Origin of the sequence: Bacillus capparidis, assembly GCF_017832095.1 — a bacterium.
GTDB lineage: Bacteria > Bacillota > Bacilli > Bacillales > Bacillaceae > Bacillus > Bacillus gobiensis.
Genome location: NZ_JAFDST010000005.1, coordinates 122,528 through 145,479, shown reverse-complemented (window position 1 = coordinate 145,479; position 22,952 = coordinate 122,528). Strand labels below are relative to the sequence as shown.

Sequence of the window (22,952 nt, the reverse complement as noted above, 5' to 3'; positions counted from 1 at the left end):
CACGGAATGGAGGAGAAAACTTGTCTGACGGTCAAAAAATAAGAACATCAGTTGACATATATGGCCAGCAATTCAAAATTGTTGGTGAAGAAACAAAAAGCCACATGAGGCATGTAGCCTCAATTGTGGATGATAAAATGCGTGAAATAAATGAGAAAAATCCTCAACTTGATATAAATAAATTGGCTGTCTTAACAGCTGTTAATGTCGTACATGATTACTTAAAACTAAAAGAAGAGTATGAAAAACTCGAGCATCAACTAAGAGAAAAGGATTGAACAACCTATGCTAGATATTATCCTGTTGATCATGCTTATCATAGGGGCTATAGCTGGCCTGAGAAGAGGCTTTATCCTGAAGCTTCTCCATCTGATAAGCTTTATTGCTGCGTTCCTGATTGCCCGCCAGTTTTATGATGATCTTGCTCCGCAAGTTCGTTTATGGGTTCCGTACCCTGATTTTGGCGAAGGGCAGGAGGCGCTGGCTTTTTTTAGCGGAAATATGGAATCAAGCTATTATAATGCCATTTCTTTTGTCATTATTTTTATTTTGGCTGTAATTGCTCTTCGGATTATTGCGTCGATGCTCGATTTTGTGGCCATGCTTCCCGTCTTAAAACAAGTGAATAAGCTTTTAGGCGGAGTACTTGGATTTCTCGAAGTCTATTTATTTTTGTTTGTGTTTTTATTTATTGCGGCTTTGATTCCTGCACCGCAAATCCAAGATGCTTTACAAGGCAGTTCACTATCGAACTTGATCATTAATCACACTCCATATCTGTCAGAATTGATAAATACTTTATGGCTCCAGTACGGAGGTGTAACTTCTCTTCGGTAGAGAAGTTTTTTTAAATAGATTATTAGAGGTGTTTCATTGATGCATAAAAAGGACATCATAAAGTTATTGGAAACGATCGCTGTATATATGGAATTAAAAGGGGATAATCCGTTTAAAATATCAGCTTTTCGGAAAGCGGCCGCGGCGCTCGAACAGGATGACAGAAGCTTATCTGAAATCGATGATATGCTGTCCTTGCCGGGAATCGGAAAAGGAACGTATACAATTATTAGAGAATATATGGAAAGCGGAACGTCATCCACTCTGGATGAACTAAAGAAAGAGGTGCCGGAAGGGCTTTTGCCTTTATTAAAACTCCCGGGGCTTGGAGGAAAGAAAATTGCCAAGCTATATAAGGATCTCGGGGTTCGAAATGCGGAAGATTTAAAGGCGGCCTGTGAAGAGAATAAAGTCCAAGGGCTCGCCGGATTCGGAAAAAAAACGGAAGAAAAACTCCTTGTTCTGCTTGGTGAAGCGGGAAAAAGACCGGAAAGGTACCCGATTGGCTTTGCCCTGCTTGTGGCTGATGAGATCGAAAAGCATTTGGCTGCGTTTCAAGGCGTGATTCAATCTTCCCGTGCCGGCAGCTTGCGCAGAATGCGTGAAACCGTTAAGGATTTGGATTATATTATTTCAACAGACAATCCGCAATTGATCCGTGATCAATTGCTGGCATTGCCGCGTATTAAAGAAGTCGTAGCTGCTGGAGAAACAAAAGTGTCGGTGAATATGGATTTTGAGGATGAAATCGGTGTTGACTTCCGAATAGTGTCAAACGAACAGTTTGCGACGACCCTCCATCATTTCACTGGATCAAAAGACCATAATATTAAAATGAGACAGATCGCAAAAGAGCGCGGTGAAAAAATAAGCGAGTATGGAGTAGAGTCGCTGGAGACAGGAACGATTCAAACCTTTTCGAGCGAGAAGGAATTTTTCCGCCACTTCGATCTTCCGTACATTCCTCCAGAAATCAGAGAAAGCGGACAAGAAACCGACCATTACAATGAAAGCTTGAGTCTCATTTCAAAAGAGGATATAAAAGGCGATCTTCATATGCACAGCTCCTGGAGTGACGGCGCATTTTCGATTCGTGAGATGGCGGAAGCCTGTATAGCAAAAGGCTACGAATATATGGCGATTACCGACCATTCAAGATATTTGCGTGTTGCTAATGGATTAACTCCGGAAAGACTGAGGCTGCAGGGAGAAGAGATTGACAGGCTTAATCAAGAGCTCGAAGGATTTCATATTTTCAAAGGGGTGGAAATGGACATTCTTCCGGACGGTACGCTTGATTATGACGACGAGCTGCTGGAAACAAGAGATTTTGTTATTGCTTCAATTCATTCTAGCTTTTCACAGCCACAGCATGTCATTATGAACCGATTAAAAAATGCACTCAAAAATAAACACGTCCATTTAATCGCCCATCCAACCGGAAGACTGATCGGCAGAAGATCCGGTTACGAAATCGATATTGATGAGCTTATTGAGCTTGCGAAGGAGACCGGAACAGCTCTCGAGTTGAATGCAAATCCAGCGAGGCTTGATTTACGGACGGAGCATTTGATCAAAGCAAACCAAGCCGGCGTAACGATTGCAATTAATACAGATGCCCACAATGTAGCAATGCTGAACGACATGGCTGCCGGCGTTTCTGCTGCCAAAAAAGGCTGGACCCCAAAAAGCAGTGTATTGAATACACGGTCTCTGGACGAAGTACGTGAATTTTTGAAAAGATAAGTGCAAGGAGGCTTTAAAAATATTGCAGCATAAAGCGTTACAATCACTTGAATTTCATAAAGTAAAAGAACAGGCAAAAGCCCATGCTTCTTCATCTCTGGGAAAAGAAATGCTGGAACAGCTCCAGCCATCCCAATCAGCGGAAGAAGTGACAAAATGGCAGGATGAAGTAGATGAAGCCATGACCGTTATCCGCTTGAGAGGGCACGCTCCTTTTGGCGGATTGACGGACATCAGGCCGAGTTTAAAACGGTCGGTGATCGGCAGTGTGTTAAGCCCTGCTGAACTAACAGAGGTATCTTCGCTTCTTTATTCTGTCAAGCAAATGAAGCATTTTTTGGATTCGCTGTATGAAGACGGAGTAGAAATTGAGAGAATGAAAGAGTATTCAGACCAGCTGATTCCGTTATCTGCGCTTGAAAAGGATATCAATATGTGTGTAGATGACCATGGGGAAGTGCTCGACCATGCATCAGACACACTACGCGGAATAAGGACGCAGCTTCGGACGATTGAATCCCGAATTAGAGACCGGCTCGAATCGATGCTGCGTTCTTCGTCTGCCCAAAAAATGCTGTCAGATGCGATTATCACGATTCGAAATGAACGGTTTGTCATACCTGTAAAACAAGAGTACCGGGCAAGCTACGGAGGAATTGTGCACGATCAATCCGCTTCGGGAGCCACGCTTTTTATTGAACCACAGGCGATTGTCGACATGAACAATACGATCCAGCAGGCAAAAGTAAAAGAAAAGCAGGAGATTGAACGGATTCTTAAGTATTTGACAGAAAAGGTGGCCGAACACTCAAGTGACCTGTCACAGGACGTAACCATCATGCAAACGCTGGATTTCATCTTTGCCAAAGCAAAGTATGCCAAACAAATAAAAGCAACGAAGCCTCAAATTAATGAGGAGGGTTATGTGCTACTTAAAAAAGCCCGACATCCATTGCTGCCAGCGGATGAGGTAGTTCCTAACGATATTGAGCTGGGCGGAAGCTACTCGACGATTGTTATCACCGGCCCGAATACTGGAGGAAAAACGGTAACCTTGAAAACACTGGGGCTGCTGACACTCATGTCACAAGCAGGTCTTCACATTCCTGTAGAAGACGGGTCGGAAGCTGCGGTTTTTGAACAGGTATTTGCCGATATTGGCGATGAACAATCAATTGAGCAAAGCCTGAGTACCTTTTCTTCTCATATGGTAAACATTGTTGATATTTTAGCGAAGATGAATGACAAAAGCCTTGTTTTATTTGACGAGCTCGGAGCTGGCACGGATCCTCAGGAAGGTGCAGCCCTCGCCATTAGCATACTTGATGAAGTTCATACGACGAATGCGAGGGTCATTGCAACAACCCACTATCCAGAGCTTAAAGCATACGGCTATAATCGTGAAGGGGTAATGAATGCGAGTGTCGAATTTGACATTGAGACGCTTTCGCCGACTTATCGGCTTTTGATTGGCGTGCCGGGCCGAAGCAATGCCTTTGAAATTTCAAAACGGCTTGGTATGTCGGAAGCGCTCATTCAAAGAGCCAAAGCGGAAATGTCCAGTGAGCACAATGAAGTGGATACTATGATTGCTTCACTGGAAGACAGCAAAAAACTGGCAGAACTAGAACTGAAGGAAACAGAAACTTACCGAAAAGAAGCAGAAAAGCTTCATAATGAATTGCAATCACAAATCATCGAATGGAATCAGAAGAAGGATAAGCTTCTTGAAGAGGCTGAAAAAAAGGCGATTGATAAAGTCGCTGAAGCTTCTAAAGAAGCAGAGGAAATCATCAAATCGCTGCGTGCCATTCGCGATGACCAAAAAGCCTTTAAAGACCACGAGCTGATTGAAGCGAAAAAAAGGCTGGAGGAAGCTATCCCGGTTTTTTCAAAATCGAAGAAACCAGAAAAAACAGCTCAAACAAAGAAAGAGCTGAAAGCCGGAGATGAAGTAAAAGTCTTGAGCTTCGGGCAAAAGGGAACCCTTCTTGAAAAAACAGCAGATAATGAATGGAACGTACAAATCGGAATCTTAAAGATGAAGGTGAAAGAAAAGGACTTGGAATTTGTGAAATCAAATTCTGTTCCTCAACAGGAAAAAGCCCTTTCGACGATTAAAGGAAAAGATTATCACGTGTCTCTCGAGCTCGACCTCAGAGGCGAGCGCTATGAACATGCTCTGAGCCGTGTTGAAAAATATCTCGATGATGCAGTATTAGCAGGCTATCCGAGAGTATCGATCATTCACGGAAAAGGAACGGGAGCCTTGAGAAAGGGCGTCCAAGAACTCCTGAAATCCCATAGAAACGTGAAAAATACCCGTTTTGGCGAAGCAGGGGAAGGCGGATCAGGGGTTACCATTGTCGAATTAAAATAATCGCCAGTTACAACATCGAACAAATCAAATGGAGGTCTTGACCCCTTCAAACATTAAAAGATAAAAAGGGAGCACGTAGAAATGACAAATTCTTTCTGGAGCAATGAATTAGTACAGATTGCCGCCTATTACAGCGTGGCGGTCTTATGCCTCGTTTTATTTTTAGCTATTTTTGAATTGGTCACTTCCTACAAAAATTGGGAAGAGATCCAAAAAGGAAATCTTGCCGTGGCAATGGCGACAGGCGGTAAAATTCTCGGAATCGCCAACGTCTTTCACCATAGCATTCTTCAGCACGATTCATTGCTCCAAATGATCGGGTGGGGAGTATATGGATTTGTCATGCTGCTTATCGGCTATTTCATTTTTGAGTTTTTAACGCCGAGATTTAAAATTGATAAAGAAATCGAACAGGATAACCGTGCGGTCGGCTTGATTTCCCTCGTTATTTCTCTGGCATTATCGTTTGTAGTCGCCGCCGGTATTTAAAGGAGCCTTTTGATGGAAAAATTGGCGAAGGTCTTATTTGCAGCATGCGGATTATTTGTGATAATTGGAATTATTTATTTGTTGTTTTATGCATAAAATAAAGGGGTTGGAGCTTTATCTCCAACCCCTTTTGATACTTTTGGGAAGGAGGAAAATGAATAAAGTAAAAGGAGAAGTAAGGAAATGGGCTGCTTGATGGGAATAATGATTATTTTATCCTCCGTCATTAATTAGGGCTATCACGTCATGCTTTTTACATCATGTTCATCATCGGTTCATTTCTAGTCGCCGCCGGAATTAATATAAAGAAAAACGATAATACACGCTGATTTAACTGTTGCTATAAAAAATTTCGTATCAATACCTATTTTCATCTGCTATACTAAGTATCAAATGAAAGAGCGCGACAAGGAGGCATACTATGAAGGTTGAAAAGCCTTGGTTAAACAGCTATCCTGACGAACTTCCCCACGATTTGGCATACGAAAACAAACCGCTGCACTCTTTTTTAACAGACACCGCAAACACCTTTCCCGATCATCAATCTATTTACTTTCTTGGCAAAAAAATGACGTTTCGTGAAGTCCACGAAGCAGCGTTAAAGTTTGCTGCATACTTGCAAAAAATCGGCATCAAAAAAGGCGACCGGATTGCTCTCATCTTGCCAAACTGCCCCCAAGCCGTGATTTCATACTACGGCATTCTCTTTTCTGGAGGCATTGTCGTGCCAACAAATCCGTTATTTACGGAAAGAGAGCTGGAATATCAATTAAAGGACAGTGAATGTACGGCGATCATTTCACTCGACTTACTATATCCGCGCATCATAAAAATGAAAGCGTTAACAAAAATTTCCCATCTTATTTTCACAAGCATCAAAGATTATTTGCCCTTCCCGAAAAATAAGCTGTACCAAATCAGCCAGAGGAAAAACCTTCTGGTTCATATTAAAGAAAATGAGGAAACTCATCTTTTCCAAAGTATCATCAAAAATACGGCAGAAAGTTTACATTCGGTTGATATTGACCCGCTTCATGATATTGCGGTTTTGCAATATACAGGCGGAACAACCGGCCTTCCAAAGGGAGCAATGCTGACCCATCAGAACATTGCCGCCAACACGAAGATGTGCGCGGAATGGCTTTCCAAATTAAAGAAAGGATCGGAATCGATTTTAGGGATTGTACCTTTTTTTCACGTCTACGGAATGACCACTATCTTAAATCTAAGCGTTTTGCAAGCATTTCAAATGATTCTGCTTCCAAAATTTAATGCGCTTGACGCGTTGAAAACGATTCATAAGCTGAAACCAAGCCTTTTTCCGGGTGCACCGACGCTCTACATCGCTCTTTTAAACCACCCGGAAGTGTACAAATATGATTTATCCTCCATTGACACCTGTATCAGCGGATCCGCCGCACTGCCTGTCGAAGTCAAGCATCAATTTGAAAAGGTCACCGGCGGAAAGCTTGTCGAGGGTTACGGCTTATCAGAAGCTTCGCCAGTGACCCACGCGAATTTCATGTGGGGCAAAAACAAGCCGGGGAGCATTGGCTGCCCTTGGCCAGGAACAGATGCTGCCATTTACTCGGAGGAAACAGGCGAAGCGCTTCCTCCTTATGAACGAGGCGAATTAATTGTTAAAGGGCCCCAAGTGATGAAGGGATATTGGAATAACCCCGAAGAAACAGCAAATGTATTGAGGGATGGCTGGCTTTTCACCGGAGATATCGCTTATATGGACGAAGAGGGCTTCTTTTATATTGTCGACCGAAAAAAAGATTTGATTATCGCTAGCGGCTATAACATTTACCCGCGTGAAATCGAAGAGATATTCTATGAGCACGAGGCCATCCGGGAAGTAGTCGTTGCCGGGATTCCTGATTCCTACCGTGGAGAAACTGTGAAAGCCTATGTTGTGTTAAAGCAACATGCGACATTGACAGAAAAGGAACTAGATGAGTATGCGAGAACACACCTTGCATCATACAAAGTGCCAAGAGTTTACGAGTTTCGCGATGAACTGCCGAAAACAACGGTAGGAAAAATATTAAGAAGAGCATTAATTGAAGAAGAGAAAGAGAAGATGAACCAAACGAAATAACATGAGCCGCCAGGCTGTCAATGAGCCGTCTCATCTTGACAATCAAGGCGTTTCTTTTTAGTATAAAGATGAATGAATAACCATTCATTTTTTCTGAAAGGAACGAGAAATTGTGAACGAAAAACGACCAAAGTATATGCAGATCATCGACGCTGCTGTCATCGTAATCGCAGAGAACGGCTACCATCAGGCGCAGGTTTCAAAAATCGCCAAGCAGGCAGGTGTGGCAGACGGAACCATTTACCTCTATTTTAAAAGCAAAGAGGATATTCTGATCTCAGTGTTCAGAGAAAAAATGGGGCAATTTATCGAAAGAATGGAAAAAGAAATTCAAAGCGAACATACTGCAGAAAAGAAATTATCACGGCTGATTAAACAGCATTTTTCGTTGCTTTCTGAAAATCAACATCTGGCTATTGTCACCCAGCTCGAGCTTAGACAGTCAAATCTTGCGCTCCGTCAAAAGATTAATGAAATTTTAAAAGGGTATTTATTTATCTTGGACGATATTATTCAAGCGGGGAAAGAATCAGGAGAGTTTAAACAATCACTTGATGTCCGTTTGGCAAGGCAAATGATCTTTGGAACGATTGATGAGACGGTGACCACGTGGGTAATGAATGACCAAAAATATTCATTAGATGGACTTGCAGAAGACATACATCAGCTGTTGATTTACGGGTTCCACGCAGCGAATAATCAGGAGGAGATACTTCAATGAAAAACGTAACGTTAGAAGTCGAAGAACGAATCGCAGCTATTACAATGAACCGTCCAACGGCAAATGCTTTATCTACAGGGCTTTTGGAAGAATTATCAGAATGTCTGGATCAAATTGAAGCTAACTCTGACGTCCGTGCGATCATTATTTGCGGGGAAGGCAGATTTTTTTCGGCTGGTGCCGACATAAAGGAATTTACTACTCTTGCAAATGAGTCCGATTATACAGACTTGGCTGAAAAAGGCCAGCAAATCATGGAAAGGATCGAATCATTTCCAAAGCCAATCATTGCCGCTATTCACGGAGCAGCACTTGGCGGAGGGCTGGAGCTTGCGATGGCTTGCCATATTCGGATTGCAGAAGGCGGTGCCAAGCTCGGAATGCCAGAGCTAAACTTAGGTATCATCCCCGGTTTTGCCGGAACACAGCGGCTCCCGAAATATGTTGGCACTGCGAAAGCTCTGGAAATGATAGGGACAGCTCAACCGATCAGCGGCAAAGAGGCTTATGAATCAGGTCTTGTTACAATACTTGTAAACGACCGGGAAGAAGCTTTGATTAAAGCCTATGAATTAGCCGAGCAATTTGCCGAAAAAAGCCCGAAAACGTTGGAATTCGTTTTGGAACTTCTTCATGCAAACAAAATCTATACTTACGAAGGAGCATTAAAGCTGGAAGCGAAGCGATTCGGCGAGGTTTTTCAATCTTCGGATTCGAAGGAAGGAATCCAGGCATTCCTTGAGAAAAGGAAACCTAACTTTAAAGGCGAGTAATAGATGTAACGACTCGGAGGGGGAATGTGATATGAACATCTTTGTCTTAATGAAGCGGACATTTGACACAGAGGAAAAAATTACAATTCGAGCTGGTGAGATCGACCAACAAGACGCAGAGTTTATTATTAATCCCTATGATGAATATGCAGTTGAAGAAGCCATTCGCCTGAAAGAAGCTCACGGTGGAGAAATTACGGTTGTGACGGTCGGCGGGGAAGATGCGGAAAGGGAGCTTCGAACTGCTTTGGCTATGGGGTGCGATAAGGCCGTTTTGTTAAATATCGATGGTGAACTGGAGGATCCGGATCCTTTCTCCACTTCAACCATACTTTATCACTATTTGAAGGAAAAGCAGTTTGACCTTATTTTAGGGGGAAACGTAGCTATTGACGGCGGCTCAGGCCAGGTCGGCCCGCGACTGGCAGAGCTGCTGCATATCCCTTGCGTCACAACCATTACGAAGCTATCTGTCAACGGCAAAGACGCAGAAATAGAACGAGATTCTGAGGGTGATCTTGAAAAAGTAACTGCACCCCTGCCGCTCCTTGTAACCGCTCAGCAAGGTTTAAATGAACCGAGGTATCCGGCGCTTGCGGGAATCATGAAAGCAAAGAAAAAGCCCCTGGAAGAACTTGAGCTTGATGATCTTGATCTCACAGATGAAGACGCTGCGGCGAAAACAAAAACGATTGAACGCTTCTTGCCGTCTAAAAAAAAATCTGGACGATTTCTGGATGGAGATGCAGGCAAACAAGCAAAACAACTGGCAGCTTTGCTAAGAAGCGACGCGAAAGTCATCTAACAAGGGGGATCAATATGGGGAGAAAAGTAGTGGTTTTAGGGGAAATAAGGGATGGATCAATTCGCAACGTAACCTTTGAAGCTATTGCAGCAGGGAAAATCATTGCAAATGGCGGAGAAGTAATTGGTTTACTCATTGGTGAAAGCGTTTACGAATATGGGGGAGAGATGATCAAATATGGAGCGGATCGCATCATTGCGATAGAACATGAGAAGCTCGTGTATTATACACCGGACGGCTATGCTCAAGCAATCGAAGTGATTATTGAAAAAGAAAAACCAGATGCCATTCTTACCGGACATACCTCAATCGGCAAGGATATTATGCCAAAAATTGCTGCTAAGCATGAGAAAGGATTGCTTTCTGACGTGATCGATCTCGAAGAAACTGGCGGGAATCTCGTATTTACCAGGCCGATTTATTCGGGAAAAGCCTTTGAACGAAAAATTGCATTAGATCAGCTTGTTTTGGCCACAATCAGGCCGAACAACATGTCTCCATTAGAACAGGATGAAAAACGAAAAGGTACGATTGAAAAAGTAGAAGTCGAGATAAAGGATGTAAGGACAAAGGTCCAAGCCATCGTCAAAAAAACCGCAGAAGGCGTGGATTTATCCGAGGCGAAAATCGTCGTTGCCGGCGGCAGGGGAGTCAAGAGCGCAGACGGATTTAAGCCTTTGCGGGAGCTCGCAGAAGTATTAGGAGCCGCTGTCGGTGCCTCTAGAGGAGCGTGTGACGCAGAGTATTGCGATTACTCTCTGCAAATTGGGCAAACCGGCAAGGTGGTTACCCCGGAGCTCTATATTGCCTGCGGGATATCGGGGGCAATCCAGCATCTGGCCGGCATGTCGAATAGCAAAGTGATTGTAGCGATTAATAAGGACCCGGACGCAGATATCTTCCGAGTCGCGGACTATGGAATCGTAGGCGACTTGTTTGAAATTGTTCCGCTGTTAACAGAAGAATTCAAACAGCTAAAAATCCATAAATAGTATGATGTTTTAAACGGAAAGCTTTGGTGTGAATATGCTGGAGAATGGGTATAGTATTACCAAGCAATTTAATAGCGTAACGATTACGGTTAATGCTATACTAAAATCCATAATTTAAATTGGAGGTATGAGTAAATGGCTATCGTAAAAGCTACTGACCAAAGCTTTTCAACAGAAACAAAAGAGGGAGTCGTTCTTGCAGACTTTTGGGCACCTTGGTGTGGACCTTGTAAAATGATCGCGCCTGTTCTTGAAGAACTTGATCAGGACTTGGGAGATAAATTAAAAATCGTAAAAGTCGATGTAGATGAAAACCAAGAAACAGCCGGCAAATATGGAGTGATGAGCATTCCAACGCTGCTTATCCTTAAAGACGGCGAAGTTGTTGAAACATCAGTTGGCTTTAAGCCAAAAGAGGCATTGCAAGAATTAGTAAACAAACATCTGTAAGAGTTTTTCAGGGCGATTCCAATAGGAGTCGCTTTTTCTATGCATTTTTCCAAACAAACATTCGGAAAAATGGTACACTACTCTTATTGGGGAGAGAAAGTCCCCTATTTCGCAAAGCAAGGAAGTGTTCTTCGTGAATCATAAAATAAAAGAGAAGCTCGCACTTCTTCCTGACCAGCCCGGCTGTTATTTAATGAAAGACAGGCAAGGGACCATTATTTATGTAGGAAAAGCAAAAATTTTAAAAAACAGAGTGCGCTCCTACTTTACAGGTTCCCATGATACAAAAACCCAGCGTCTCGTAAGCGAAATTACAGACTTTGAATATATTGTCACCTCCTCTAATATAGAAGCGCTCATTTTGGAAATGAACCTGATCAAAAAATACGATCCAAAATATAATGTCATGCTGAAGGATGACAAAACCTATCCTTTTATTAAAATAACCGCCGAGAAGCATCCTCGTCTGATCGTTACCCGCAATGTCAAAAAAGATAAAGGGCGTTACTTCGGCCCTTATCCAAACGTTTACGCGGCGAGAGAAACAAAGAAGCTGCTAGACCGGCTGTACCCGTTACGAAAATGCACCACGCTGCCTGATCGGGTCTGCCTTTACTATCATATGGGACAATGTCTCGCACCGTGTGTCTACGATGTAGAAGAAGAAACGAATAAAAAACTGGTCGATGAAATTACAAAATTTCTAAAGGGCGGCTTCAACCAAATAAAAAAAGAATTAGAAGGAAAAATGCACGAGGCTGCTGAAAACCTTGAATTTGAGCGGGCAAAGGAATTACGCGATCAGATCGCCCATATTGATTCCACGATGGAAAAACAAAAAATGGCGATGACGGACCAAGTCGACAGGGATGTATTTGCCTATGCATACGATAAAGGCTGGATGTGCGTTCAAGTCTTTTTCATCAGGCAAGGCAAGCTGATCGAACGGGATGTCAGCATGTTCCCAATGTACCGGGAAGCGGATGAAGAGTTTCTAACTTTTATCGGACAATTTTACAGCAAAAACAATCACTTTTTGCCGAAGGAAATTTTACTTCCGGATAGTGTAGATATTCAGCTGGTAGAACAGCTGTTAAATACGTCTGTCCTGCAGCCGAAAAAAGGAAAGAAGAAGGATCTGCTCATGCTTGCGCATAAAAATGCCAAACTGGCGCTAAAAGAAAAATTTTCATTGATCGAACGGGATGAAGAGAGAACAATCGGTGCCGTCGAAAAATTGGGCGAGGCGCTGAACATTTATACCCCGTTTCGAATTGAAGCCTTTGATAACTCAAATATTCAAGGAACCGATCCGGTATCGGCCATGATCGTGTTTTTGGATGGAAAACCGAATAAAAAAGAATATCGAAAATATAAAATTAAAACCGTCACAGGACCTGATGATTATGGTTCCATGAGAGAAGTCATCCGCAGAAGGTATACCCGAGTGTTAAAAGAGGAGCTTCCTCTGCCTGATTTAATCCTGATTGACGGCGGAAAAGGACAGATCAACGCAGCGGTTGATGTGCTTCAAAATGAGCTGGGCCTTGACGTTCCCGTAGCGGGATTGGTTAAGGACGACAAGCATCGAACATCAAACCTGATCATCGGTGATCCTCTGGAATTGATTCAACTGGATAGAAACAGCCAGGAATTTTATTTGCTTCAGCGCATTCAAGATGAAGTCCACCGGTTTGCGATTACCTTTCACCGGCAGCTTCGCGGAAAGTCTGCCTTTCAATCTGTGCTGGATAACATCTCAGGGATCGGCGAAAAGCGGAAAAAGCTGCTGATGAAAACATTCGGATCTGTCAAAAAAATGAGAGAAGCTACGATAAAAGACTTTCAAGATGCGGGCATCCCGCTAAAAACCGCAGAGCTTTTAGTGGATGAACTAAAAAAACAAAATTGATATTGGGCTGAAAGTTTGCTACAATGTGAGTGAATTTAATAGATCGTTTATGAAGATAGAGGTGCGAACTTCAAGAGTAAGCCTTTCGAGAATGGTGGATTCTAAGAAAAAGGCAGAAAGGGAAGGATCGCCGAAGTGAATTCTGTCCATCAACAGAATTTGCTGGCTTTGCATTTAAGAAATGCAGGGCTGTCAGGAAATGACTCCTGGAGGGCTATCTCATTGTCCGGACTTGTCACTAGTTTCGTAAAAGCAATGAGAGAATCTACTCTTATTGCTTTTTTTTCTGGCAAGAAAAGGCGTCGTCCCGAGTGCATTCCTTACATAACGGTCACTAATTAATCATAAGGGTGGTAGCAATGGGTCTTATCGTACAAAAATTCGGCGGAACCTCAGTCGGTTCAGCTGAAAAAATTCTGCATGTAGCAAACCGTGTCATTGAAGAAAAAAAGAAAGGTAACGATGTCGTCGTTGTCGTTTCTGCAATGGGCAAGTCAACTGATTTACTCGTCAATCTTGCCCGTGATATTACAAAGAGTCCATCACAAAGAGAAATGGATATGCTTCTATCAACAGGCGAGCAGGTGACAATCTCGCTATTAACAATGGCGCTTACTGAAAAAGGATATGATGCGATATCTTATACGGGCTGGCAAGCAGGCATTCAAACTGAAAGAGTACACGGCAATGCCCGAATCACAGATATCAAAACGGATAAAATAGACCAGCAGCTAAAAGAAGGAAAAATTATTGTAGTCGCAGGATTCCAAGGGATGTCTTCCGATTCTGAGATCACAACGCTTGGAAGGGGCGGATCAGACACAACTGCCGTCGCTCTGGCCGCAGCACTGAACGCTGAGAAATGCGATATATACACAGACGTCCCAGGTGTATTTACAACCGATCCCCGCGTCGTGAAATCAGCAAGAAAATTGGATGCCATTTCCTATGATGAGATGCTGGAACTGGCGAATTTGGGTGCCGGAGTCCTCCATCCAAGAGCCGTTGAATTTGCAAAAAACTATGAAATTCCGCTCGAAGTTCGGTCAAGCATGGAATCTGTACCAGGAACAAGAATAGAGGAGGCTGCTTCAATGGAAGAAAATTTAATTGTCAGAGGGATTGCTTTTGAAGATCAAATCACGAGAGTAACCATTACCGGTCTAACTACCGGCTTAACGACACTGTCCACTATTTTTACAACGCTTGCGAAACGCAGCATCAATGTCGATATCATTATTCAATCGGCGACAAGCGAAAACCATACATCGATTTCCTTCTCAGTAAAAACCGATGATTTAGAAAAAACAGTAGAAGTGCTCGAAGACTACAAGGATGCGCTGAAATTCAAAAAAATTGAAACGGAAAACAAGCTCGCGAAGGTATCAATCGTTGGTTCAGGGATGGTTTCAAACCCAGGAGTCGCCGCAGAAATGTTCGCCGTGTTAGCAAGAAAAAATATTCAAGTGAAAATGGTAAGCACATCAGAAATTAAAGTATCTACAGTGATCGATCAAGAGGATATGGTAAAAGCGGTCGAAGCATTGCACGACGCATTCGATCTCGCCAAGCAATCCTCCGCTGTGTTGTAGACACAGGCGATAATCGTTTGATTGGAGCTATTACTTGGTTGAATTGTGCAAAAAAGGATCAGGTCGGTGCAATTAAGTGGATAAGGGTGCAAAAAAGTAGCTGAACGGTGCAATTAAGTGGATAAGGGTGCAAAAAAGGATCTGGTTGGTGCAATTAATTGGCTAACGGTGCAAAAAAGACCGTGATCGGTGCAATTAATCGATAACCCGTACAAAATTGGTCCACTAAATCAATCGAACGATACACTAATAGATCTTGCCCGTTGACACAAAATATTTTACCGTGCCCTAAAAAAGAAAGCGTCCGGGAGAAAATTTCCCGGACCGCTTTTTTAATATCCACCTTCACTTTTTCATACGCGGTCCTTCAAATCCCATTTCACCGTCAGTTCCACTTTATCGGTTCGTTTTTTAATTTGTTCGTAGGATTCCGCTATATTGTTATTTAACATTTGAATTTGTTCCGCGATAAATCCTGCTTCCAATTGAAAATTTGGTTCTTTTTGATGTTTTAGTCGATTGGAAACAAGAGGGCCATCAAGCGTGAATTCTATTCTGTTCTTTTTTGCTTCAACTAGGACAAGGTTTCCCCATCCTGCTTCTTGAAAAAAAGCCGGGATATCATTCCATGAGTCAAGGGGGAATTTTCTGGCGATATTTTTGCCTGCCCAGTACATCATAGAGGGATATTCACTACCGAGTAAATCCGGTATTAATACTTCTTTGATTAGTTCATAGGCAAAAGCGGACACTTCCATTTCTTTGAATTTTTCGATTTTTGTTTCGTAATTACTCAAGATTGCATATCTCCCCTCTCACATGAGTTTATTATATCGTATATCAGCCATTTGATCATTCAGCTGCCTAATGATTCTCAAAAAATATTAAAATTATATCTTAATAAAATAAAAATGAAACTGAATTGATAGTATTTTTTAAAAAATAAATTATGTACGCGTTTTCTTGACGCTTTTTTAACATAGGAGTAAAATGAAATTGTCAAAAAAATCTTCAGTAAGTGCTTACATTTCCTGAAGAGAAAAATTTATTTTCAATTAATTCGTAGTTTTCAAACTAGGGGGTAAGACTATGGAGGGGAACAGAGAGTTTTTGTATCGAAGATTGCATTCCTTACTTGGTGTAATACCTGTGGGTGTGTTCTTGATACAGCACCTTGTGGTTAACAATTTCGCCACAAGAGGGCCCGAAGCATTTAATAATGCAGCCCATTTTATGGAGAATCTGCCGTTCAGATATGTGTTGGAGGCATGTATCATTTTTATTCCTTTGATCTATCATGCAGTATACGGGGTTTATATTGCATTTACGGCAAAAAACAATGCGAACCAATTTGGCTTTGCGAGAAATTGGTTATTTGTATTTCAGCGAATCTCCGGCATTATAACCTTAATTTTTGTCAGCTGGCACGTATGGCAGACTTATCTTGCCGCGCAATTATTCGGTGAGGAAGTCAATTTCAATATGATGGAGAATATCCTGAGCGATCCGTTCTTTCTAGGCTTTTATTTAGTCGGTGTCGTATCCACTATTTTTCATTTTTCTAACGGATTGTGGTCATTTGCTGTTACGTGGGGAATTACCGTTACTCCCCGTTCTCAACGAATCAGTACATACGTGACATTGGCAGTTTTTATAGCGCTTACTTATGTAGGAGTAAGCAGCATCTTTGCGTTTGTGTAATTAATAGATCACTAGAGGGAGAAGGGGTAGAGCATGAGCAATTCTAGTATAGTCATAGTCGGCGGCGGATTGGCCGGGTTAATGGCAACGATCAAAGCAGCTGAAGCAGGAACAAGAGTCAAGCTCTTTTCGATTGTTCCCGTCAAGCGTTCGCATTCTGTATGTGCACAGGGTGGAATTAACGGAGCAGTCAATACGAAAGGGGAAGGCGACTCTCCTTGGGAACATTTCGATGATACCGTATACGGCGGTGACTTTTTAGCGAACCAGCCTCCGGTAAAAGCGATGTGCGATGCAGCTCCCGCAATTATTCATTTGCTAGATCGCATGGGTGTGATGTTCAACCGGACACCGGAAGGCCTGCTTGATTTCCGCCGATTTGGCGGAACGCAGCATCACAGAACAGCGTATGCCGGAGCGACGACGGGGCAGCAGCTGCTATATGCACTTGATGAGCAGGTTCGCAGATACGAAGTGGCGGGACTTGTCACGAAATATGAAGGCTGGGAATTTCTCGGGGCAGTTTTGGACGAAGATAACGTCTGCCGCGGAATTTCAGCACAAAATTTAACGACGATGGAAATTGAAACGTTTCGTTCGGATGCTGTCATCATGGCAACAGGAGGACCGGGGATTATCTTTGGGAAATCGACAAACAGCATGATTAATACCGGATCTGCAGCATCTATCGTTTATCAGCAGGGCGCTTATTACGCGAATGGAGAATTTATTCAAATCCATCCGACGGCGATCCCCGGCGACGATAAGCTCAGATTAATGAGTGAATCAGCCCGGGGCGAAGGCGGAAGGGTGTGGACGTATAAAGACGGAAAACCTTGGTATTTCCTTGAAGAAAAATATCCGGCATACGGAAATCTCGTCCCCCGTGATATTGCAACAAGGGAAATCTTTGATGTCTGTGTCTCCCAAAAGCTCGGCATTAATGGGGAGAACATGGTTTATCTTGATCTCTCCCATAAAGACCCGAAAGAGCTTGATATCAAGCTGGGCGGAATTATCGAGATTTATGAGAAATTTATGGGTGATGATCCGCGCAAGCTGCCAATGAAAATATTCCCTGCTGTCCACTATTCAATGGGCGGACTTTGGGTCGATTACGATCAAATGACGAACATTCCAGGCCTATTTGCTTCCGGAGAATGTGATTATAGCATGCACGGCGGCAACCGTCTTGGCGCCAATTCTCTTCTTTCTGCGATATACGGAGGTATGGTGGCGGGGCCAAAAGCAGTTGAATACATCAATGGGCTCGAGAAGTCAGCTGAAGACCTTTCATCCTCGCTTTATGATTCGTTTAAAAAGCAGGAGGAAGAAAAATGGGAAGGCATTATGGGCATGGACGGCGAGGAGAATGCTTATGTGCTTCATAAAGAGCTGGGAGAATGGATGACTGATAACGTGACAGTCGTCCGCAACAATGACAACCTGTTAAAAACCGATGACAAGATTCAGGAATTAATGGAACGATACAAAAAAATCAACATCAACGATACGGTAAAATGGAGCAACCAAGGTGCGGTATTTACGCGTCAGCTAAACAACATGCTTCAGCTTTCCAGAGTAGTCACTCTTGGCGCCTATAACCGCAATGAGAGCCGGGGCGCGCATTACAAACCGGATTATCCGGATCGCAATGACGAAGAATGGCTGAAAACAACAATGGCGAAGCATGCAGGCGACAATGAAGCGCCGGAATTTTACTACGAAGATGTGGATGTTTCTCTTATCACTCCGCGTAAACGGGACTACTCCAAGAAGAAGGAGAGTAAAGTATGAGTGAAAATAAAACGATCCGATTTATTATCACACGACAAGACACTGCTGAGGGCAGTCCATATAAAGAAGAATTTGAAATCGAATATCGTCCGAATATGAACGTCATATCGGCGCTGATGGAAATTAGGAGAAATCCTGTAAATGTAAAAGGAGAAAAAACGGCTCCTATCACATGGGATATGAACTGCCTGGAAGAGGTTTGCGGCGCTTGTTCGATGGTCATCAACGGCAAACCGCGCCAATCGTGTACCGCTTTAATTGACCAGCTGGAGCAGCCGATCAGGCTCGAACCTATGAAAACTTTCCCAGTTGTTCGTGACTTACAGGTTGATCGCAGCCGCATGTTCGACTCATTGAAAAAGGTAAAGGCATGGATACCCATTGACGGCACCTATGATTTAGGACCCGGACCGAGAATGCCGGAAAAAAGACGGCAATGGGCGTACGAGCTATCAAAATGCATGACATGCGGAGTATGCCTGGAAGCTTGTCCAAACGTAAACGATCGGTCGAAATTCATGGGACCTGCACCTTTGTCACAGGTCAGGCTGTTTAATGCCCATCCAACCGGAGCAATGAACAAATCAGAGCGCTTGAATGCGATAATGGACGAAGGCGGCTTGGCCAGCTGCGGAAATTCGCAAAACTGCGTCCAATCGTGCCCGAAAGGCATTCCATTAACAACAAGCATTGCCGCTCTTAATCGCGACACCAGCCTGCAGGCATTCCGGAATTTCTTCGGAAGCGACAAAGCGGAATAAAGCTTGACACCTCTTCCATAATTGAAGAGGTGTTTTTATTCCAAAAAATTAGGTCATAACAATTGATGCTTTCTCCTTGATTCACGTCACCACCTTGATAGCAGTTACATATGATATCAGGACTATATCGAAACCCATTCGTTTCCGATCAGCTCTCACCTTAGCAAGGAGGGTAACAATACTTGAAGGAGAAAGAATATCAATCTAAGCCGCTACTAACGAAAAGAGAAAGAGAAGTGTTCGAGTTGCTCGTTCAAGACAAGACAACAAAGGAAATTGCAAGTGAGCTTTATATTAGTGAAAAGACCGTACGCAATCATATTTCTAATGCAATGCAGAAGTTGGGCGTGAAAGGTCGTTCACAAGCTGTTGTTGAGCTTCTTCGAATGGGTGAGCTAGAGCTCTAAATGATACCGGTAATCCTTCTGCAGCGTAGAAGGTGCCGGTTATTTCATTTTAGTGGAAAAAAATATTCATTATAGGTATAAACTCCCGGTAATCGCTGTCATTTTTTCTAATTTATCTTGCATTTTACTTAAAAAAGCTACAGAATAGGTGTAGCATAAATTAAATCGGTTTCAAGTGAGGTCATCGTAATGCATGATAGCAAATCGTTTGAGAACATAGCAGATATAGAAAAATCAATGCGCCACATCTCAGCCATCATTAAACAAAAAGGCAGAGAAATCCTTAATCAATATACAATCACTCCTCCTCAGTTTGTAGGTCTGCAATGGCTTTACGAATTTGGAGATATGACTATAGGCGAGCTTTCCACTAAAATGTATTTGGCCTGCAGCACAACGACAGATTTAGTAGACAGAATGGAAAAGAATAACCTTGTTGAAAGGGTAAAGGATCCATCCGACCGCCGGGTTGTCAGAATTCATCTGCAGCCGGAAGGGGAACGGATTATTCAAGAAGTAATCAAGAAAAGACAAGAATACTTACAAAGTATGCTATCTTCTTTCACAACGGAAGAAGTAGACATATTTGAAAGATCGCTCGTAAAGCTGCAGCAAGAAATGAAAAGAAAATGAGGCGGTTTTTTTGGATCAACCGATAGGGGTTATTGATTCAGGTGTAGGCGGATTAACGGTAGCAAGAGAAATGATCAGACAGCTGCCAAATGAAGAGATCATCTATCTCGGGGATACAAACAGGTGCCCGTACGGTCCCAGAAAAAAAGAAGAAGTCCTTGCTTACACGTGGGAAATGACCCAATACTTAGTCAAGAACTATAACATAAAGATGCTTGTGATCGCATGCAATACAGCAACAGCTATTGCACATGAACAAATTAGCAAATCTGTTGAAATTCCAGTGGTTGGCGTGATCGAGCCTGGTGCGAGAACAGCCATTAAAGTAACGAAAAACCTCAACATCGGAGTCATTGGCACAGAGAATACGATTAAAAGCGGAGCCTACGAAGAAGCGCTTCATTCGTTAAATAGCAAGCTAAAGGTGAAAAATGTCGCCTGTCCCATGCTCGTTCCGTTTGTCGAAAGCGGTATTTTTCTAGAGAAAACAGCTGATGAGGTTGTAAAAGCTTCTCTTTCGCCATTTAAACGCTCTGAAATTGACACGCTTATTTTAGGCTGCACACATTATCCCATTTTGAAGGAAACGATGCAAAAAGTGATGGGAGAAGCGGTTTCTATTATTTCTTCTGGAGATGAAACTGCAAGAGAAGTAAGTACGATTCTTTCGTATAAAGGTCTTCTTAATCAATCGAAGGCTCTTAAGGCGCACCAATTCTTCACGACGGGCGATCGCGACGGCTTCAAAAAAATTGCCTGCAGGTGGTTTGGCTATGAATTGGAGTTTGTTGAGAAAATCAGTTTAGAAGGCGCATTGCTAAAACCATAGAAATGGATCCGAATAAGCGGGTCCTTTTTTTTATTGAAAGAAAGGTCTAATTCAAAAATAGGCTCGTATACATAGTAGTACAAACTGCCTTAGGAGGGAAAAGTATGCTGAAAAAAAGGACCTTTGGAATGGCTGCTTCAGTATGTACTGCTATGCTGCTGCTTTCTGGATGCGGACTATTTCAATCTGATAATGCTTCGGAGGAAATCGATCCGCCGGAGCATGATATAACCTATGAGGACAACGCCGAGGAAATGGAACAGGCTAAGTCTGAAGAGACTGCCGAAAATGGCGGAGAAGCTTCAGAAGAGCAAGCTGAAATAGTAAAGACGGAAATCTATTTAATTGATAAGAATGGGTACGTCGTTCCGCAAACGCTGCCACTGCCAAAAAATGAAGGGATCGCCAAGAAGGCTCTTGAATATTTGGTAACCGGAGGACCGATCACTGAGCTCCTTCCAAACGGATTTAGGGCAGTGATACCACAAGACACAACCGTTAGTGTTGATATAAAGGATGGAACAGCGATTGCAGACTTTTCCAATGAATTTAAAAACTATCAGCCAGAGGACGAACAAAAAATCCTGCAATCGATCACATGGACACTGACCCAATTTCCTACTGTCGATAAAGTGAAAATTCGAATGAATGGGCATGATTTAAAAGAAATGCCAGTCGGCGGAACTCCTATTACCGAGGATTTGAGCAGAGAAGACGGGATTAACTTGGATACAGCAAGCGTCACGGATTTTACCGCGACAAGACCGCTCACCGTTTATTATATCGGTCAATCTGATGATGCAACCTATTATGTTCCTGTTACAGAAAGGGTGTCAAAATCTGAAACAAATGATATAAAAGCAGCGGTAGAGAAGTTGGCAGAAGGACCGGATGCCGGAAACAAAGGCCTCTTGTCTGAATTCTCAGGTGATCTTGAGCTTGCTAGTGACCCTACACTTACAGATGGTGACCTTACCCTTGACTTTAACGAAGAAATTTATGGAAGTGCTGACGAGGAAAAGAAAGTGATTTCAAGTCACGTGTTAAACAGTATCGTATTAACGATGACCGAGCAGCCCGATATAAAAAGCGTATCACTTATGGTCAATGGAAAAGCTGATCTGGAAACAGAAGAAGGTAACAAGCTTTCAAAGCCAGTGACAAGACCCGTACAAGTGAATACGACTGGTTTTTAACCATGAAATTTTGATATACTAATAAAAAAGAGGTAAGCGAATCCGCTGCCTCTTTCGTTATTTCATTTTTGTACGGAGGGAACTCATGAGAATTGATGGGAGAGAAGCGAATCAGCTTCGTCCAGTTTCACTTGATTTACATTTTATTAAACATCCGGAAGGCTCAGTCTTGATTTCTTGCGGAGAAACGAAAGTCATATGCAATGCATCGATCGAAGACCGCGTGCCTCCTTTTTTAAGAGGAGAAGGGAAAGGCTGGATCACCGCAGAATACAGCATGCTGCCCAGAGCAACGAACGAGCGGACCATTCGTGAATCTTCAAAAGGCAAGGTATCAGGCCGAACGATGGAAATTCAGCGATTGATAGGACGAGCCTTGCGTTCTGTAGTAGATCTTGAGCTTTTAGGAGAGCGGACCATATGGATCGATTGTGACGTCATTCAGGCGGATGGAGGCACAAGAACGGCGTCTATAACAGGAGCCTACGTTGCAATGGTCATTGCCATTTCCAAGTTAGTCGAAAGCAAGGGAATAAAAATGCCGGTCACTGATTATTTAGCCGCGATCTCCGTAGGGATTGGCAAAAACTCGGAACTTCTGTTAGATTTAAATTATCAAGAGGATTCGGACGCACAAGTTGACATGAACGTCGTTATGACGGGTACGGGAAAATTCGTAGAGCTTCAAGGCACAGGAGAAGAAGCAACCTTTTCACGTCAAGAGCTAAACTCATTACTGGATCTTGCCGAAAAAGGGATTCATGATCTAATCAACATCCAGAAAAAAGCACTAGGAGAACTGATCTCTGAAACAAAATAGAACTAAA

23 protein-coding genes and 1 riboswitch are annotated in these 22,952 nt (G+C 42.9%); of the genes, 21 read left to right on the top strand and 2 right to left on the bottom strand.

Annotation, left to right across the window (positions count from 1 at the left end; genetic code table 11):
- Positions 1-20: 20 nt before the first annotated feature.
- The 13 genes from zapA to JOC74_RS18220 all read left to right on the top strand — a co-directional run bounded on the left by zapA (position 21) and on the right by JOC74_RS18220 (position 14,801).
- Positions 21-278, top strand: coding sequence for a cell division protein ZapA (gene zapA / locus JOC74_RS18280; protein WP_053603743.1), 258 nt, complete (start codon positions 21-23; stop codon positions 276-278).
- Between the two features lie 7 nt (positions 279-285).
- Positions 286-837, top strand: a complete 552-nt coding sequence (locus JOC74_RS18275) for a CvpA family protein (protein WP_053603742.1) — start codon at positions 286-288, stop codon at positions 835-837.
- A gap of 39 nt (positions 838-876) precedes the next feature.
- On the top strand, positions 877-2,583 hold the full coding sequence (polX, locus tag JOC74_RS18270; RefSeq protein WP_053603741.1) for a DNA polymerase/3'-5' exonuclease PolX: 1,707 nt from the start codon (positions 877-879) through the stop codon (positions 2,581-2,583).
- Positions 2,584-2,605: 22 nt separating this feature from the next.
- Complete coding sequence (locus tag JOC74_RS18265) at positions 2,606-4,963, top strand: endonuclease MutS2 (RefSeq protein WP_053603740.1); 2,358 nt, start codon at positions 2,606-2,608, stop codon at positions 4,961-4,963.
- Between the two features lie 81 nt (positions 4,964-5,044).
- Positions 5,045-5,452, top strand: a complete 408-nt coding sequence (locus JOC74_RS18260) for a DUF350 domain-containing protein (RefSeq protein ID WP_053603739.1) — start codon at positions 5,045-5,047, stop codon at positions 5,450-5,452.
- Positions 5,453-5,873: 421 nt separating this feature from the next.
- Entirely contained in the window at positions 5,874-7,556 is a 1,683-nt protein-coding gene (locus tag JOC74_RS18255) for an AMP-binding protein (RefSeq protein ID WP_053603738.1), read from the top strand.
- A 112-nt stretch (positions 7,557-7,668) separates the two neighbouring features.
- Positions 7,669-8,277: a fatty acid metabolism transcriptional regulator FadR gene (gene fadR, locus JOC74_RS18250; protein ID WP_053603737.1), complete on the top strand. Its 609-nt coding sequence runs from the start codon at positions 7,669-7,671 to the stop codon at positions 8,275-8,277.
- On the top strand, positions 8,274-9,050 hold the full coding sequence (locus tag JOC74_RS18245; RefSeq protein ID WP_053603736.1) for an enoyl-CoA hydratase: 777 nt from the start codon (positions 8,274-8,276) through the stop codon (positions 9,048-9,050). Before fadR ends, JOC74_RS18245 begins: the two co-directional genes overlap by 4 nt.
- Before the next feature lie 31 nt (positions 9,051-9,081).
- The gene (locus tag JOC74_RS18240; protein WP_211086245.1) at positions 9,082-9,855 is read left to right on the top strand and encodes an electron transfer flavoprotein subunit beta/FixA family protein; all 774 of its coding nucleotides are present in this window, start codon (positions 9,082-9,084) and stop codon (positions 9,853-9,855) included.
- Positions 9,856-9,869: 14 nt separating this feature from the next.
- Entirely contained in the window at positions 9,870-10,847 is a 978-nt protein-coding gene (locus JOC74_RS18235; RefSeq protein ID WP_053603734.1) for an electron transfer flavoprotein subunit alpha/FixB family protein, read from the top strand.
- 135 nt (positions 10,848-10,982) lie between these two features.
- Positions 10,983-11,297 carry a thioredoxin gene (gene trxA, locus JOC74_RS18230; RefSeq protein ID WP_053603733.1) on the top strand — a complete coding sequence of 105 codons (315 nt, stop codon included), beginning with the start codon at positions 10,983-10,985 and terminating at the stop codon, positions 11,295-11,297.
- A 133-nt stretch (positions 11,298-11,430) separates the two neighbouring features.
- Positions 11,431-13,209, top strand: a complete 1,779-nt coding sequence (gene uvrC / locus JOC74_RS18225) for an excinuclease ABC subunit UvrC (protein WP_053603732.1) — start codon at positions 11,431-11,433, stop codon at positions 13,207-13,209.
- Between the two features lie 48 nt (positions 13,210-13,257).
- Positions 13,258-13,434: riboswitch (Lysine riboswitch) on the top strand.
- Positions 13,435-13,568: 134 nt separating this feature from the next.
- Positions 13,569-14,801, top strand: coding sequence for an aspartate kinase (locus tag JOC74_RS18220; protein WP_053603730.1), 1,233 nt, complete (start codon positions 13,569-13,571; stop codon positions 14,799-14,801).
- A 154-nt stretch (positions 14,802-14,955) separates the two neighbouring features.
- On the opposite strand, the gene JOC74_RS18215 is transcribed toward JOC74_RS18220, so the two are convergent.
- Together JOC74_RS18215 and JOC74_RS18210 are read right to left on the bottom strand one after the other, a co-directional pair.
- Positions 14,956-15,150: a hypothetical protein gene (locus JOC74_RS18215; protein WP_211086244.1), complete on the bottom strand. Its 195-nt coding sequence runs from the start codon at positions 15,148-15,150 to the stop codon at positions 14,956-14,958.
- Positions 15,151-15,154: 4 nt separating this feature from the next.
- On the bottom strand, positions 15,155-15,559 hold the full coding sequence (locus tag JOC74_RS18210) for a YslB family protein (RefSeq protein WP_082364341.1): 405 nt from the start codon (positions 15,557-15,559) through the stop codon (positions 15,155-15,157).
- Between the two features lie 331 nt (positions 15,560-15,890).
- Between JOC74_RS18210 and JOC74_RS18205 the strand changes: the two genes are divergently transcribed.
- From JOC74_RS18205 to rph, 8 genes are all read left to right on the top strand, one after another.
- On the top strand, positions 15,891-16,502 hold the full coding sequence (locus JOC74_RS18205; RefSeq protein WP_053603728.1) for a succinate dehydrogenase cytochrome b558 subunit: 612 nt from the start codon (positions 15,891-15,893) through the stop codon (positions 16,500-16,502).
- A gap of 33 nt (positions 16,503-16,535) precedes the next feature.
- Positions 16,536-18,299, top strand: a complete 1,764-nt coding sequence (sdhA, locus tag JOC74_RS18200) for a succinate dehydrogenase flavoprotein subunit (RefSeq protein ID WP_053603727.1) — start codon at positions 16,536-16,538, stop codon at positions 18,297-18,299.
- Complete coding sequence (sdhB, locus tag JOC74_RS18195) at positions 18,296-19,060, top strand: succinate dehydrogenase iron-sulfur subunit (protein ID WP_053603726.1); 765 nt, start codon at positions 18,296-18,298, stop codon at positions 19,058-19,060. Before sdhA ends, sdhB begins: the two co-directional genes overlap by 4 nt.
- 182 nt (positions 19,061-19,242) lie before the next feature.
- The gene (gene gerE / locus JOC74_RS18190) at positions 19,243-19,467 is read left to right on the top strand and encodes a spore germination transcription factor GerE (RefSeq protein WP_053603725.1); all 225 of its coding nucleotides are present in this window, start codon (positions 19,243-19,245) and stop codon (positions 19,465-19,467) included.
- 189 nt (positions 19,468-19,656) lie between these two features.
- Entirely contained in the window at positions 19,657-20,100 is a 444-nt protein-coding gene (locus JOC74_RS18185) for a MarR family winged helix-turn-helix transcriptional regulator (protein WP_053603724.1), read from the top strand.
- Between the two features lie 10 nt (positions 20,101-20,110).
- On the top strand, positions 20,111-20,929 hold the full coding sequence (gene racE, locus JOC74_RS18180) for a glutamate racemase (protein WP_053603723.1): 819 nt from the start codon (positions 20,111-20,113) through the stop codon (positions 20,927-20,929).
- A gap of 104 nt (positions 20,930-21,033) precedes the next feature.
- Positions 21,034-22,125: a GerMN domain-containing protein gene (locus JOC74_RS18175; protein WP_053603722.1), complete on the top strand. Its 1,092-nt coding sequence runs from the start codon at positions 21,034-21,036 to the stop codon at positions 22,123-22,125.
- 85 nt (positions 22,126-22,210) lie between these two features.
- The gene (gene rph / locus JOC74_RS18170; protein ID WP_053603721.1) at positions 22,211-22,945 is read left to right on the top strand and encodes a ribonuclease PH; all 735 of its coding nucleotides are present in this window, start codon (positions 22,211-22,213) and stop codon (positions 22,943-22,945) included.
- Positions 22,946-22,952 lie beyond the last annotated feature (7 nt).

Excerpts from the sequence above, each read along its gene's own strand:
- JOC74_RS18275 (WP_053603742.1), top strand. The coding sequence starts at position 286 with ATGCTAGATATTATCCTGTTGATCATGCTTATCATAGGGGCTATAGCT.
- polX (WP_053603741.1), top strand. The coding sequence starts at position 877 with ATGCATAAAAAGGACATCATAAAGTTATTGGAAACGATCGCTGTATAT.
- JOC74_RS18260 (WP_053603739.1), top strand. The coding sequence starts at position 5,045 with ATGACAAATTCTTTCTGGAGCAATGAATTAGTACAGATTGCCGCCTAT.
- JOC74_RS18255 (WP_053603738.1), top strand. The coding sequence starts at position 5,874 with ATGAAGGTTGAAAAGCCTTGGTTAAACAGCTATCCTGACGAACTTCCC.
- JOC74_RS18245 (WP_053603736.1), top strand. The coding sequence starts at position 8,274 with ATGAAAAACGTAACGTTAGAAGTCGAAGAACGAATCGCAGCTATTACA.
- JOC74_RS18240 (WP_211086245.1), top strand. The coding sequence starts at position 9,082 with ATGAACATCTTTGTCTTAATGAAGCGGACATTTGACACAGAGGAAAAA.
- JOC74_RS18235 (WP_053603734.1), top strand. The coding sequence starts at position 9,870 with ATGGGGAGAAAAGTAGTGGTTTTAGGGGAAATAAGGGATGGATCAATT.
- trxA (WP_053603733.1), top strand. The coding sequence starts at position 10,983 with ATGGCTATCGTAAAAGCTACTGACCAAAGCTTTTCAACAGAAACAAAA.
- JOC74_RS18220 (WP_053603730.1), top strand. The coding sequence starts at position 13,569 with ATGGGTCTTATCGTACAAAAATTCGGCGGAACCTCAGTCGGTTCAGCT.
- JOC74_RS18210 (WP_082364341.1), bottom strand. The coding sequence starts at position 15,559 with ATGGAAGTGTCCGCTTTTGCCTATGAACTAATCAAAGAAGTATTAATA.
- JOC74_RS18205 (WP_053603728.1), top strand. The coding sequence starts at position 15,891 with ATGGAGGGGAACAGAGAGTTTTTGTATCGAAGATTGCATTCCTTACTT.
- sdhA (WP_053603727.1), top strand. The coding sequence starts at position 16,536 with ATGAGCAATTCTAGTATAGTCATAGTCGGCGGCGGATTGGCCGGGTTA.
- sdhB (WP_053603726.1), top strand. The coding sequence starts at position 18,296 with ATGAGTGAAAATAAAACGATCCGATTTATTATCACACGACAAGACACT.
- JOC74_RS18185 (WP_053603724.1), top strand. The coding sequence starts at position 19,657 with ATGCATGATAGCAAATCGTTTGAGAACATAGCAGATATAGAAAAATCA.
- JOC74_RS18175 (WP_053603722.1), top strand. The coding sequence starts at position 21,034 with ATGCTGAAAAAAAGGACCTTTGGAATGGCTGCTTCAGTATGTACTGCT.
- rph (WP_053603721.1), top strand. The coding sequence starts at position 22,211 with ATGAGAATTGATGGGAGAGAAGCGAATCAGCTTCGTCCAGTTTCACTT.